Below are 12334 nucleotides of genomic sequence, written 5' to 3' on the forward strand. Positions count from 1 at the left end.
CCGCGCGGGCGTGGTTCCGGCACGTCCCGTCCGACGCGGCGGAGCGCGTCCTGGGTGCGGACCTTCCCCCCACGTGCGTCGTCGCCGGGGCCCAGGACGTCCTCACGGGCGTCGCGCCCGTCGAGGCGTACGCGGCGGCGCTGGGTGCCGAGCTGGTCGTGCTCGACGCCTGCGGGCACTACCCGTGGGTCGAGCGGCCGGCCGCGTTCCGCGACGCGGTGCTGGACTGGTGGGCGGCGGCGCCCGGACCGGCGCGGCGTGCACCGGCGGACGCGTGAGGTGTGGGCCCGGCCGGTCTCGAACCGACGACCTCCGCGGTGTAAGCGCGGCGCTCTGACCAACTGAGCTACAGGCCCTCAAGCGTGCGACAGCCTACCGGCGACGTAGGCTCGGCCCGTGCGCGCCACCCTTCTGCACGGCCCCCGCGACGTCCGCGTCGAGCGGGTGCCGGACCCCGAGATCCGCCGTCCCACCGACGCCGTCGTGCGTGTCGTCGCGAGCTGCGTGTGCGGCTCCGACCTGTGGCCCTACCGCGGGGTGCGCCCCGTCCGGGAGCCGCGGCGGATGGGGCACGAGTTCGTCGGTGTCGTCGAGGAGGTGGGCTCCGAGGTCGCGCGCGTCAAGGTCGGCGACTTCGTCGTCGCCCCGTTCGTCGTCAGCGACGACACCTGCGTGCACTGCCGCAACGGCGTGCACACCTCCTGCGTCAACGGCGCGGGCTGGGGCGGGCCGGACCGGCACGGCGACATGGTCGACGGCGGCCAGGGCGAGCACGTGCGCGTGCCGTTCGCCGACGGGACGCTCGTCGTGACGCCCGAGCACCCCGACGACGCGCTGCTGCCGCACGTGCTCACGCTCACCGACGTCATGGGGACCGGGCACCACGCGGCCCTGGCCGGCGGCGTGCGTGCGGGCTCCACCGTGGCGGTCGTCGGCGACGGCGCGGTCGGCCTGTGCGCCGTCATCGCGGCACGGCGACTGGGGGCCGAGCGGGTCGTGGCGATGTCGCGGCACGAGGCCCGGTCGGCGCTGGCGGTCCGGTTCGGCGCGACGGACGTCGTGGCGGAGCGCGGCGACGAGGGCGCGGCCGCGGTGGTCGACCTGCTCGGGGGCGTCGGGCCGGACGCGGTGCTCGAGTGCGTCGGGACGAAGGAGTCGATGCAGCAGGCGCTCGACACGGTGCGCCCGGGCGGGCGCGTCGGGTACGTCGGCGTGCCGGCGGGCGGCCCGGAGCTGCCGGTGCCGCAGCTCTTCGGCGCGAACATCGGCGTGCTCGGCGGCGTCGCGCCCGTGCGCGCCTACGTCGAGGGGCTCCTCCCGGACGTGTGGGCCGGGACGATCGAACCCGGTCTCGTCTTCGACGGCACGTTCGCGCTCGACGCGATCGCCGACGCGTACGCGGCGATGGACGAGCGGACGGTGACGAAGTCGCTGGTGCTGCCGTGAGCGCCGCGACCCTGGCCGACGTCGTCGGCGCGCTCGAACGGCGCTACCCGCCGCGGACCGCCGAGCAGTGGGACGCGGTCGGCCTGGTCGCGGGGGACCCGGCGGCACCCGTGCGCCGGGTGCTGCTCGCCGTCGACCCGGTGGCCACCGTCGTCGACGAGGCGCTCGCGTGGGACGCGGACCTGCTGCTCACGCACCACCCGCTCTTCCTCAGGGGCGTGCACTCGGTGGCCGCCACGACGTACAAGGGCGCGCTCGTGCACCGGCTCGTGCGCGGCGGCTGCGCCCTCTACACGGCGCACACCAACGCCGACGCCGCCCGCGGCGGGGTGGCCGAGGCGCTCGCGGAGGCCGTCGGTCTCGTCGACACCGTGCCGCTCGTGCCGGTGCCCGCGCCGGCGCTCGACAAGGTCGTGGTGTTCGTGCCGGTGGACGACGCCGACGCGCTGATCGACGCGCTGGCCGCGGCCGGGGCCGGCGCGCTCGGGGACTACGAGCGGGCCGCGTGGACCACGACGGGCGTGGGCACGTTCACGCCCGTCGCGGGCGCCGCGCCGGCGGTCGGCGAGGTCGGGCGGCGCGAGGACGTGCGCGAGGCACGCGTCGAGATGGTCGCGCCGCGGTCCGCGCGCTCCCGCGTGCTGGCCGCGCTGCGCGGGGCGCACCCGTACGAGGAGCCGGCGTTCGACGTCCTCGAGCTCGCCGCGCAGCCCGGGTCCACCGGGCTCGGGCGCGTCGGGACGCTGCCGACGCCCGCGCGGCTGGCGGACTTCGCCGCCGCGGTGGCGCGCGCGGTGCCGGCGACGGTCCAGGGCGTCCGCTACGCGGGCGACGCCGACATGCCGGTGCGGCGCGTGGCCGTGCTCGGCGGGTCCGGCGACTCGCTCTTCGACGCCGTCCGCGCCGCCGACGTCGACGCGTACGTCACCGCCGACCTGCGCCACCACCCGGCGTCCGAGCAGCAGGAGCGCGCGGCGTTCGAGGCGGGCGGGGGCGCGCCGCGGCCCGCGCTCGTCGACCTCGCGCACGCCGCGTCCGAGTGGCCCTGGCTGGCGCGCGCCGCCGCCGACCTCGTCGCGGACCTGCAGGCGCAGGGCACTACGGTGGAGACCCGCGTGAGCACGCTGCCCACCGACCCGTGGACGGGTCGTGTGCCGCAGACGGCCAGCACCCAGCCGGAAGGAACCCCGTGACGAGCGCCCCCGCAGCCGACCAGCGCCGCCTCCTGGACGTCCAGGAGATCGACACCCGCCTCGACCAGCTCGCCCACAAGCGGCGCACGCTGCCGGCCCTGGCCCGGCTGCTGGAGCTGGACGCCCAGCTGGCCGACCTCGACACCGCGCTCGTCACCTCCCGCACCGCCGCGTCGGACCTGCGTACCGAGCTGCGCAAGGCCGAGGCCGACGTCGAGCAGGTGCGCAGCCGTGCGGCGCGCAACCAGCAGCGGCTGGACGCGGGCGCGGGCAGCGCCAAGGACATGCAGGCGCTGTCGAGCGAGCTCGAGAGCCTGGCCCGGCGGCAGGGCGACCTCGAGGAGGTCGAGCTCGAGGTCATGGAGCGGCTCGAGGCGCACGAGGGCGCGCTGACCGAGCTCGAGCAGGCGCACCTCGCGCTGGTCACCGAGCGGGACAAGGTCGTCGCCGAGCGGGACGCCGGGTACGCGGAGGTCGACGCCGAGGTCGAGCGGCTGCAGTCCGTGCGGCTCAAGGCCGCCGACGGCATCGACGCGGGCCTCATGACGCTCTACCAGAAGCTGCGCGGCCAGCACCAGGGTCGCGGCGCCGCCCCGCTGCGCGGCAACCGCTGCGAGGGCTGCCGGCTCGAGCTCAACCCGCTCGACCTGGAGGGGATCCGGGCCAAGCCGGCCGACGCGGTCGTGCGCTGCGAGGAGTGCGGGCGGATCCTCGTCCGCGGGGCCGAGGGCGCCTGATGGCCGGCCCCGCCGACGGCGCCGAGGCGCTCGACCACGAGACCACCACCGACCCGGCCGGCACGGGGACGGCGGCGGCGCAGGGGCGCGCGCGGCAGCCGCGGCCGTCGGGCGCGGCGGTGCGCTTCGACAGTGACGAGCCGGTGACGGTGGTGCTCGTCCGGCACGGTCAGACCACGATGACGGTGTCGCGCGGCTACTCCGGCTCGTCCGAGCCGGGGCCGCCGCTCGACGAGCACGGGCGGGCGCAGGCGGCCGCCGCGGCGGCGCTGGTGGACCGGGTCGGGCGCGACCTGTGGGGCGACATCGCGTACCCGACCGAGCTGGTGGCGTCGCCCATGGTCCGCACGCAGCAGACGGGCGGCGTCATCGCGGAGCGGCTCGGGCTCGACGTCCGCACGGACGCGGCGTTCCAGGAGGCGGACTTCGGCGACTGGCAGGGCCTGACCGCCGAGGAGATCGAGGAGCGCTGGCCCGGGCAGCTCGAGCCGTGGCACACCTCCGGCCGGCTGCGGCCGCCGGGCGGCGGCGAGTCGATCGAGGACGTCGGCGTGCGCCTGCGCGCCGGGCTCGACGCGCTGCAGACCGGCGGGCCGCGGACGGTCGTCGTCGTGTCGCACGCCGTGGCCATCCGCGCCGCGCTGGGCGTCACCATGGGCGCCGACCCCGGCACGTGGAGCCAGCTGCGCGTGGCGCCGGCGTCGGTCAGCATCATCCGGCTGTACGCCGACAAGCGCGACGAGGTCGCGGTCGCCGGTGCGCCGAGCGAGGGCTGGGGCCGGGGCTGACCGGGCACCGACCGTCGTGCGGCTGCTGACCTCGACCCCGGACGCCGGCTGGCTGCCCCTGGGCGGTCGCGCCGACGTGGTCCTCGCGGAGCACGGTGATCCCGTGCCCGAGGCCGTGGGGCTCGTGCGTCTGCTCGTCACGCGGCGCGGGCGGCTGTTCGCGGTGGCGCGGACCGGGGGACGGCCCGGCCTGGACCTGCCGACGCGCCCGGTCCCGGCAGGGGAGGCTGCGGACGCCGTGACGGCGCGTCTCGTGCAGGAGGTGCTCGGCCCCGGCAGACGTCCGACACTCCTCGGGTACATCCGCAACGTCGTGCCCGCGGGGACCGTGTACGCGTGGCCCGCGCCCGTGGCGCACTTCTGCGTGCACCACGTGGCGACGGAGGCCGAGCCTGCCGTCGCGGGCGCGTGGCTGGACGGGGCGGCCGCCGCGGCCGAGCTCGCCGGGCGGCACTGGTGGCCCCTCGTCCAGGCGCTGCCCGAGGGAAGCCGTCAGGCCGTCGCCCCCAGGTCGGACGCGACCAGCTCCACCTCGAAGCCCGCCGCGTTCTCGAGGTAGGCGGCGTAGTGGTCGGCACCCCCGGCGAGCGGGTGGGCGGCCGGGAACATCAGGGACCAGCCGTGCCCGGGCGCGGCCGCCGCGAGCGCGTCGACGTCCGCGCGGGTGCCGGCGTGGAACGCGAGGTGGTTGACGCCCGGGCGGCGACGCTCGTGCGGCTCGTCGAGCACGTCCGGGCCGGTCTCGAGCACGAGGTACGTGGGGCCGAGGGTCCACGACGACCCGGTGCGCCACGTGCTCGTGCGCACGTACCGGAGCGCCGTCAGGAGCCAGGTGAACGACGCCCAGGCGGCGTCGTCGTCGGGCAGCCACAGCTCGACGTGGTGCAGCGCGCCGCGCGTCCCGCCGGCCACGTCAGGCGACCACGAGGGACAGCGTCCGGGCGCCGCGCCGCGGGGGTGCGTCGAGCTCGACGGCCAGCAGCGCGTCGCCCACCAGCGCGCTCGCGACGTGCGCGAGCTCCTCGGCGTCGCCGGGTGCCCGGCCGCGGCGCGTGACGAGGTGGCGCGTGAGGACGCCGCGCGTGTGCTTGGCGTGGTGCGACACGACGGACCGGCGCCCGTCCACCTCGCGCAGCACGCGGACCGTGACCCAGTCGGCGTCGGCCGGCGGCGTCCACGCCGCGAGGTACGCGGCGGACCGGCAGTCGACGACGAGGGTGCCGGCCGCCTCCGCGGCGAGCGCCTCGCCGAGCGCGCCGCGCCACGCCGGCGCGAGCGGGCCGATGCCCGGCAGGTCCGTGCCCATCGACAGCCGGTACGCGGGGATGCGGTCGTCGGGGGTGACGACGCCCCAGAGCCCGGACACGATGCGGACGTGCTGCGCGGCCCGGGCGCGCGCGGCGGGCGTGAGCCGGTCGAGGCCCGCGGCGCCGTACAGCACGCCGGTGTAGACGCGGGACGCCGTGGCCGTCGGCGCGTCGTGGAGCGCGGTGTTCCGCGCGACCTCGTCGGCGAGCCCGGGGGAGACGCCGAGCACGTCGGTCGCGTCGGGGCGTGCACTGACCTCGGCGAGCGCGTCGATCACCTTCGCGCGCAGCGGCGTCAGGGCGTCGTGGGACAGGTCCGCGAGGTCGACCGGCGCGCCGGACCGCGCCGGCGTCTTGCCCTCGGAGGGCGGCAGCATCACGAGCACCCCGCGACTGTAAGGTGCCGCGACGCGGCGTCCGGGCCGCGCCAGGGGACGGGAGGCGTGCGATGGCTCACGTGAAGGTCTACGGGCGCCGCTCGGTGTGGGCCCCGCGGCGGCAGGAGGTCTCGGACGCGGTCCACGCGGCCGTGACCTCGGCGTGGGGCCTGCCGCAGGAGAAGCGGTTCCACCGGTTCCTGTGGCTCGACGACGCCGACCTCGTCGCGCCGCGCGGCGACGCCTACCTCATCGTGGAGGTCGTCTGCTTCACCGGTCGCAGCCGCGCCGCCGTGCGCGCGCTGATCGCGGCCTTCTACGACGACGTCGCCCCGGCGCTCGGCCTCGCCGCCGACGACCTCGAGGTGGTCGTCCTCGAGAGCCCTCCGACGCACTGGGGCATCCGCGGGCGCTCGGGCGACGAGCTGACGCTGGACTACCGCGTCGACGTGTGAGCGGGCGTGCGGCGTGCCGTCGCGCCGCAGGCCGCTCCGAGCCCTGCTCGTGACGCCGACGTCGCGCGCCGCCGCCGTCCCGCCCGCGCGAGAACCGACAGCATCAGGACAACCGGATGACGCTGACGCTGCGGTCAATCCCGAGTGACCTCAGCACTGACCGTCGGCGCCGGGTCGCGCGGATCGCCGTAGGAGCCAAGGGCCGTGGCTCCGAGCGCGGTGAGCGCTCCCAGAATGGCGGTGGCGATTGCGCCCGCGAGGCCGCCTCTGATGGCGGCGCGCCGACCGATGCGGTCGTTGTGAGCCAGGTGGTCGGCCTCGGCGTCGGACAGCGGCGAAACCAGCGGTTCTTGTCGGCGCCTCGTCCAGCGGTCGAGCGGCACGGTGTGCTTGTCGACGAGGCGAGCCACGTCAGTGATCGCGTGTTGGCGACCCCGGCCGCTCCGATCTCCGACTGCGCTCCGGCCTCTGTGGTTAGGACAATGCGGTAGTTCGTTGACAGCGACTCCGTGCTCGCGAGGACGATGAGCTGTCGTCGGTCGACGACGCCGAGTGCGGCGACCGCTCTTGCAGCCTTGCCCGCGCTGCCGTACGCCGCATCCACCTGGGTGTCGCCGCACATAGCCGTCACGCGCAGCGGGGGCATGCCCGACGTTCCCACCGCGGGATCGATGGTTTTCGGCAGAGCCTCAAGGAAGTTGGTGAGCTCGTCGACGGAGCGGAAACGGACCGCACTGTGGCGCTGCATGAGTGCGGGCGCTTCATAACGACCGGGCACTTCGTGCCACCACACGCCCGCGAGGCGGCGACCCCAGCGAGCAACGGCCTCTCCCGTGTGGCGACGGGCGTTCTGCAGCATGCCGCGGATCGTACCGACTCGGCCGCTGCCGCCCTCCGCGCCGAGGGGGCGAAGTGGTGACGGGGCCTACCGTGGAGGTCGACGTCGACGTGCACCGCACGTAACCGATGTCCGTCAACGCCGGCCGCCTTGTACGCCTGCCTGCACGGGAACTGACCCGGTGCTCGCTGCGCACAACTTCCACAACGGGCCCTTCGTTATCGACGTCGAGGCACTCGAGGACGGCGGTGTGGACCTGCGGTCAGCCGCGGCCGAGCGACTAGGCGACGACGACCTCGACGAGTTGCTCGTCGAGGCTGCGCGGCTCGTCATGACCACGCAGTTCGCGTCGACGTCGATGCTGCAGCACAAGATCCGCGTCGGCTTTGCGACGGGTGGCCACCTCATGCACGGGCTTGAGCGGCACGGAATCGTCGGCCCCTCCTGTCCTCAGCCACACGGCTGGGGGCGGGGGCATTCCCTTCGAGCGCGTTGGGGCGGTTTCACCCGGGACGCTCCCGTAGCGCTGGCAGTACGGTGCGCCGGTGCCAAGCGTGTGGGTTCACTGTCCAGAGCACGGCTACCAGAGCGCCGGCATCGGGATCGGCGAGGGCGCGTCCGTCGAGATCGTGGGCAGCGCCTCGAGTTGCCCATGGTGCGGCCGCACGCTGCCGATCACCGACGGCGTTTACACGGTCCGCAGCGGACTTGTCGGCATCGTGCGGCAGGTGCGGACGTGGTCTCCGGCGCAAGTCACACAGGCGCGGCGCGCCGTCGAACGCGCACGTCGAGAAGCGAAGGAGCGCGGCGACATCGCCGCCGCGCTGCAAGGCCTGGCCACCACTAACCGAGATCTCGCTGACGCGATCCAGCGCACCGTGACGACACCGCGAGACGACCGGGGTACGCCCTGGAGCAGGAGCGAAGTACTCACGCTCCTGACCATCGTGATCGCCCTGTTGGCCTGGCTACGTCCCGTCAGCGGCGGACAGCCGGTGGAGATTCCGGACGAACAGCAGATGGCCGAGGTGGTTGAGCGGACGCTACGGGAGCGTGGGATCCGGCTGGTCAGTCCTTCCCCGCGGCCGTCGCCGTCCGCCGCCGGCGCCCATCCAGCGCCAGACCCGTCAAGTACGACACCGCCAGCACAGCCATGACGGTGCGGGTCGAACCCTCGAACGCGACCGCGAGGAGCGCGTAGACGATCGCAGAGACGAGTAGGGCCATGCCTCCATAGTGCGACCGCGGCGTCACGGCGGAACAGCCCAACGTCCTGGTGTCCGCGCCCGGTGCGACGCTGTAGCAGTACGCATCCCTTCCGGCCACCCCGACTACCTGCGGTGGATCGTCAACGCCGGTGACCCGCACCCGCAGAAGCCCGTCGACCCGCCTGTGCCCCGTGGTCGCGAACGTCGAGCTGTACGACGGGTCGCGCGAGCTCGTCGAGGTGGACGTCGTCGCGACCGCCAAGGGCATGGTGTGCGCGCAGCAGGACGTCGACGGCCGGGAGTGGTTCGCGTGGGTGCCCGCCGAGCAGGTGCGGCGGCGCTGATCGTCTGCTCGCACGGAGGGAGCGCTGACGGCCGGGCGACCGCAGAGGCCCCGGTCGTCGGCGCGCTCAGCCTCGCGGCCCCGGCTCGCGGGGCGCGCCGGCGGCCGCGTGCCAGGAGGCGGGCCGGGTCGTCGCGCGTGCGCTGCAGCGCCACGACAGTGAGCGACGTCAGCGGCCGCGCTTGGGGGCTCTGCGGGGGCTACGCGCCCACACACGGCGCAATATGCGGCAGCATCGTGCGGCCCCCGGCAGCCCCCGAAGCCGCTCGATCTGGACGGCCGAGCGATGAACCTGCAGGTCAGCGTCTTGAGGGGCGGATGAGTCAGCCGGTACGCCGGGTTCTGTCCCCGCGCGCGGTTGCCCCCGCGCGGGTGGCGGCCATCCATCTACGACGTACGTTGCCGCACGCCTCCAGCGGCCTACCCGGGAGCTCGGGCGGGCAGCCCTCGGACGCTCCCTGTCTGGCCTTGCTCCGGGTGGGGTTTACCTAGCCGCACCGGTCGCCCGGCACGCTGGTGGTCTCTTGCACCACCGTTTCACCCTTACCCCGTGCGGCCGGCGGGCCGGTCGCACGTGGCGGTCTGTTCTCTGTGGCACTGTCCCGCGGGTCACCCCGGGTGGGCGTTACCCACCACCCTGCCCTGCGGAGCCCGGACGTTCCTCGGCGGTCCCTCCGGGGAGGGGCCGACGCGGCCGCCTGGCTGACTCATCCGCACCGGACAGCCTACCGGCCGGCGCGCCCGCCGCCGCACCGGCGTCGGGGGGCTGCGGCGGGTAGACCCACGCGACCAGCACGACCGAGATGAGCATGAGCAGGAACCACGAGCCGAGCTTGCTCAGGGAGACGAGGTGCCACCCGTCGGCCTGGGAGGGGTACAGCCACGCGTCGGCGTAGGTGGCGACGTTCTCCGCGACCCAGATCGCGGTGGCGACGAGCAGGAACGCGACGACGACCGGCATCCGCCACGTCCGCGCATGCACGCGGTAGTGCATGACCGTCCGCCCGAAGACGGCGAGCACCGCCGCGACGAGCACCCACCGGGCGTCCGGCAGCCAGTGGTGCGTGAAGAAGTTGACGTAGACGGCGGTGGCGAGCACGGCCGCCACCCACCGGCGGGGCCAGCGGTCGAACCGCAGGTCGAAGATGCGGAAGGTCCGCACGAGGTACGAGCCGACGGCCGCGTACATGAAGCCCGAGTACAGCGGGACGTCGCCGATGCGCAGGATGCCGTCGGCGGCGTACGCCCACGACCCGGCGGACGTCTTGAACAGCTCCATCACGGTGCCGACGACGTGGAACAGCCCGACGACGCGCATCTCGCGCGCGGTCTCGAGCCGTGTGGCCAGCATGAGGACCTGCAGCGCGACCGCGGCCAGCGTCAGCGCGTCGTCGCGCGCGAGCCCCGCACCGTCCGGGTACCAGAACCGCGCGGCCAGCAGCAGCGCGAGCATGAGCGCGCCGAACAGGCACGCCCACGCCTGCTTGAGCACGAACACGACCAGCTCGAGCGCCCCCGTGCGCCAGCCGCGGTCGCCGAGGGCGCGCAGCCGTGCGTGCGCCCAGCGGTCGATGCGCTCCTCGACGCCCGTGAACCCGCGCTCCGCGGGTGTGGCGGAGGGGACGGGGGCCGGGCGTCGCAGCACGGTCCCACCTCAGCACCGGGACGGGCGACGGCGCGCGCGGTCGGGGCGGGGGCCCGGGGGAGGGTGCGTGGACGTCCTGTGGCGGCGTCCGTCAGAAGCTCGCGCCGGCCGGTGTGTCCGGAGCCTCGTCGGCGCCCCGCTCGGCGGCCGCGAGCTGCGACGGCGTGCTGCGCAGCAGGCAGAACTCGTTGCCCTCCGGGTCCGCGAGGACGACCCACGGCACCTCGCCCTGGCCGACGTCGACGCGCGTCGCGCCGAGCTCGAGCAGCCGGGCCAGCTCGGTGTCCTGGTCGGAGCCGTCGGCGGGGCGGACGTCCGGGTGGACGCGGTTCTTGACGCGGCGCTCGTCCGGGACGCGCAGGAAGAGCCACTCGGTCGCGGAGCCGTCCGGGGGCGCGATCGCGACCTCGTCGTCGTCCTCCTCGGTCACCGGCCAGCCGAGGACCTCGGACCACCAGCGCGCCAGCGCAGCGGGGTCGGCGGCGTCGATGCAGAACTGCGACACGACCACGGGCATGCGGCCCACGCTAGGGGAGCCGGCTCGCGCGCGCGCGACGTCGGGGACGCCCAGCACGACCGGCCCGGCGTCCAGGTCCCACGGCGGTGCGGCGTCACCCTCGCGCACCACGTCGAGCCGCTGCCGCTCCTGCTCCTCGACGAGGTGCTTGTGCGCCGGCTGGAAGATCTCCACGAAGTCGGGGAGCAGCCCGCCGCCGCCCACCGCACCGGGGCCGGACCGGACCGACAGCCGGAACCGGTCGCACCAGCCCCGCGCGACCGCGCGGTCGACGAGCCCGAGCACGAGCACGACGCCCGCGACGACCAGCACCCATCCCACGCCCGTCACGACCCCTGGATACCAGGGGAGGCGGGTCAGCGGTACTGCGTGCGGACCGGGCAGTCGAACGGGTCGCGCGCGGCCAGGCCGACGCGGTTGAGGTACTGCACGACGATCGCGTACGAGCGCACCAGCGACGTCTCCGTGTAGGGCACGCCGTTGCGGGCGCAGTGCTCGCGGACGATCTCACGGGCGCGCGCCAGGTGCGGGCGCGGCATGCTCGGGAAGAGGTGGTGCTCGACCTGCGCGTCGAGGCCGCCCATGAGCGCGGTGACGAACCGCCCGCCGTTGATGTTGCGCGACGTCAGCACCTGCTTGCTGAGGAAGTCGAGGCGGCTGTTCGCCGGCACGATGGCCATGCCCTTGTGGTTGGGCGCGAACGACGCGCCCATGTACACGCCGAAGACCGCGAGCTGCACGCCGAGGAACGCGGCGGCCATGCCGAACGGCAGCGCCCAGACGACCACCGCGACGTACAGCGACAGCCGCAGCGCGATCGTGGCCATCTCCACCGTGCGGGCGCGCGAGCCGGGCTGCGCCAGCAGGCTCTTGATCGACACGAGGTGGAGGTTCAGGCCCTCGAGCGTCAGCAGCGGGAAGAACAGCCAGCCCTGGTGGCGGACGATCCGGCGCACGAGGCCGCGGGTCTCCCGCGCGTCCTCCTCGAGGAAGACGACCGTGTCCGGCGCGATGTCCGGGTCCTTGCCGACGCGGTTCGGGTTCGCGTGGTGACGCGTGTGCTTCGTCATCCACCACTGGTGGCTGATGCCGACGACGCCGTTGGCGAGCACCCGCCCGAGCCGGTCGTTGGCAGGCCCCGTGAGGAGCACCTGGCGGTGCGACGCCTCGTGCGAGACGAACGCGAACTGGGTGAGCACCACGCCGAGCAGGCCCGCGACCAGCAGCTGCCACCACGAGTGCCCCAGCAGGACGAACGCCGTGACGAGCCCGGCCAGCGCCGTCGTGAGCCCCGCGAGGAGCGAGATGTAGAACCCGGGCGTGCGCTCGAGCAGACCCGCCGCCTTCACCTCCGCCGACAGCTCGTGGTACGTGCCGGCCGCCGCCACGCGGGGCGACGTCGGACGGACGGGCGGGGCGATGACGGGTGCTGCAGCCACATGGCCTCCAGGCTCGGTTCGACTTCCCAGCCGTGGGGGTG

Annotated in this window: 14 protein-coding genes, 1 tRNA gene, 1 other RNA gene and 2 pseudogenes; 10 read left to right on the plus strand and 8 right to left on the minus strand. The window is 74.9% G+C overall.

Annotated features, from left to right (window positions below):
- On the plus strand, window positions 1-278 hold a 278-nt coding region (locus tag ACFUMH_RS08400; protein ID WP_378203290.1), incomplete at its 5' end, for an alpha/beta fold hydrolase.
- 4 nt (window positions 279-282) lie between these two features.
- Here ACFUMH_RS08400 and ACFUMH_RS08405 read toward each other — a convergent pair.
- Window positions 283-356: transfer RNA gene (locus ACFUMH_RS08405), tRNA-Val, on the minus strand.
- Window positions 357-396: 40 nt separating this feature from the next.
- Between ACFUMH_RS08405 and ACFUMH_RS08410 the strand changes: the two genes are divergently transcribed.
- Genes ACFUMH_RS08410 through ACFUMH_RS08430 form a run of 5 tightly spaced genes read left to right on the plus strand, consistent with a single transcriptional unit; the run spans window position 397 to window position 4723 of the window.
- Window positions 397-1446 (plus strand): zinc-dependent alcohol dehydrogenase family protein, encoded by a 1050-nt coding sequence (locus ACFUMH_RS08410; RefSeq protein WP_378203293.1) that lies wholly within the window; start codon window positions 397-399, stop codon window positions 1444-1446.
- Window positions 1443-2639, plus strand: a complete 1197-nt coding sequence (locus ACFUMH_RS08415; protein WP_378203296.1) for a Nif3-like dinuclear metal center hexameric protein — start codon at window positions 1443-1445, stop codon at window positions 2637-2639. Before ACFUMH_RS08410 ends, ACFUMH_RS08415 begins: the two co-directional genes overlap by 4 nt.
- Complete coding sequence (locus ACFUMH_RS08420; RefSeq protein ID WP_378203299.1) at window positions 2636-3376, plus strand: zinc ribbon domain-containing protein; 741 nt, start codon at window positions 2636-2638, stop codon at window positions 3374-3376. The genes ACFUMH_RS08415 and ACFUMH_RS08420 overlap by 4 nt, the downstream gene beginning before the upstream one ends.
- Complete coding sequence (locus ACFUMH_RS08425; RefSeq protein ID WP_378203302.1) at window positions 3376-4164, plus strand: histidine phosphatase family protein; 789 nt, start codon at window positions 3376-3378, stop codon at window positions 4162-4164. Before ACFUMH_RS08420 ends, ACFUMH_RS08425 begins: the two co-directional genes overlap by 1 nt.
- A 16-nt stretch (window positions 4165-4180) precedes the next feature.
- Entirely contained in the window at window positions 4181-4723 is a 543-nt protein-coding gene (locus ACFUMH_RS08430) for an NUDIX hydrolase (protein ID WP_378203305.1), read from the plus strand.
- Here the strand turns inward: ACFUMH_RS08430 and ACFUMH_RS08435 are convergent.
- Together ACFUMH_RS08435 and ACFUMH_RS08440 are read right to left on the minus strand one after the other, a co-directional pair.
- A complete protein-coding gene (locus tag ACFUMH_RS08435) occupies window positions 4657-5076 on the minus strand; it encodes a VOC family protein (protein ID WP_378203308.1) in 420 nt (139 codons plus the stop codon). The two genes, ACFUMH_RS08430 and ACFUMH_RS08435, sit on opposite strands and share 67 nt — an antisense overlap.
- Before the next feature lies 1 nt (window position 5077).
- Complete coding sequence (locus ACFUMH_RS08440; protein ID WP_378203311.1) at window positions 5078-5857, minus strand: YaaA family protein; 780 nt, start codon at window positions 5855-5857, stop codon at window positions 5078-5080.
- Between the two features lie 62 nt (window positions 5858-5919).
- On the opposite strand from ACFUMH_RS08440, the gene ACFUMH_RS08445 reads away from it, so the two are divergent.
- Window positions 5920-6303: a tautomerase family protein gene (locus ACFUMH_RS08445; protein WP_378203314.1), complete on the plus strand. Its 384-nt coding sequence runs from the start codon at window positions 5920-5922 to the stop codon at window positions 6301-6303.
- 103 nt (window positions 6304-6406) lie between these two features.
- Here ACFUMH_RS08445 and ACFUMH_RS08450 read toward each other — a convergent pair whose 3' ends face one another.
- The gene (locus ACFUMH_RS08450; RefSeq protein WP_378203317.1) at window positions 6407-7162 is read right to left on the minus strand and encodes a hypothetical protein; all 756 of its coding nucleotides are present in this window, start codon (window positions 7160-7162) and stop codon (window positions 6407-6409) included.
- 310 nt (window positions 7163-7472) lie between these two features.
- Between ACFUMH_RS08450 and ACFUMH_RS08455 the strand changes: the two are divergent.
- From ACFUMH_RS08455 to ACFUMH_RS08465, 3 genes and pseudogenes are all read left to right on the plus strand, one after another.
- Window positions 7473-7526, plus strand: a pseudogene (locus tag ACFUMH_RS08455) (hypothetical protein); the annotation flags it as partial.
- A 160-nt stretch (window positions 7527-7686) separates the two neighbouring features.
- Entirely contained in the window at window positions 7687-8298 is a 612-nt protein-coding gene (locus ACFUMH_RS08460; RefSeq protein ID WP_378203381.1) for a hypothetical protein, read from the plus strand.
- Window positions 8299-8498: 200 nt separating this feature from the next.
- Window positions 8499-8693, plus strand: a complete 195-nt coding sequence (locus ACFUMH_RS08465) for a hypothetical protein (protein ID WP_378203319.1) — start codon at window positions 8499-8501, stop codon at window positions 8691-8693.
- Between the two features lie 314 nt (window positions 8694-9007).
- Here ACFUMH_RS08465 and rnpB read toward each other — a convergent pair.
- The 4 genes and pseudogenes from rnpB to ACFUMH_RS08485 form a co-directional block, all read right to left on the minus strand.
- Window positions 9008-9402, minus strand: an RNA gene (gene rnpB, locus ACFUMH_RS08470) — RNase P RNA component class A.
- A 98-nt stretch (window positions 9403-9500) separates the two neighbouring features.
- A pseudogene (locus ACFUMH_RS08475) lies at window positions 9501-10337 on the minus strand (DUF817 domain-containing protein); the annotation flags it as partial.
- A 91-nt stretch (window positions 10338-10428) separates the two neighbouring features.
- Window positions 10429-11184, minus strand: a complete 756-nt coding sequence (locus ACFUMH_RS08480) for a VOC family protein (RefSeq protein WP_378203322.1) — start codon at window positions 11182-11184, stop codon at window positions 10429-10431.
- 26 nt (window positions 11185-11210) lie between these two features.
- Complete coding sequence (locus ACFUMH_RS08485) at window positions 11211-12293, minus strand: fatty acid desaturase family protein (protein WP_378203325.1); 1083 nt, start codon at window positions 12291-12293, stop codon at window positions 11211-11213.
- Between the last annotated feature and the right edge of the window lie 41 nt (window positions 12294-12334).

Origin of the sequence: Cellulomonas sp. NPDC057328, assembly GCF_042667215.1 — a bacterium.
GTDB lineage: Bacteria > Actinomycetota > Actinomycetes > Actinomycetales > Cellulomonadaceae > Cellulomonas.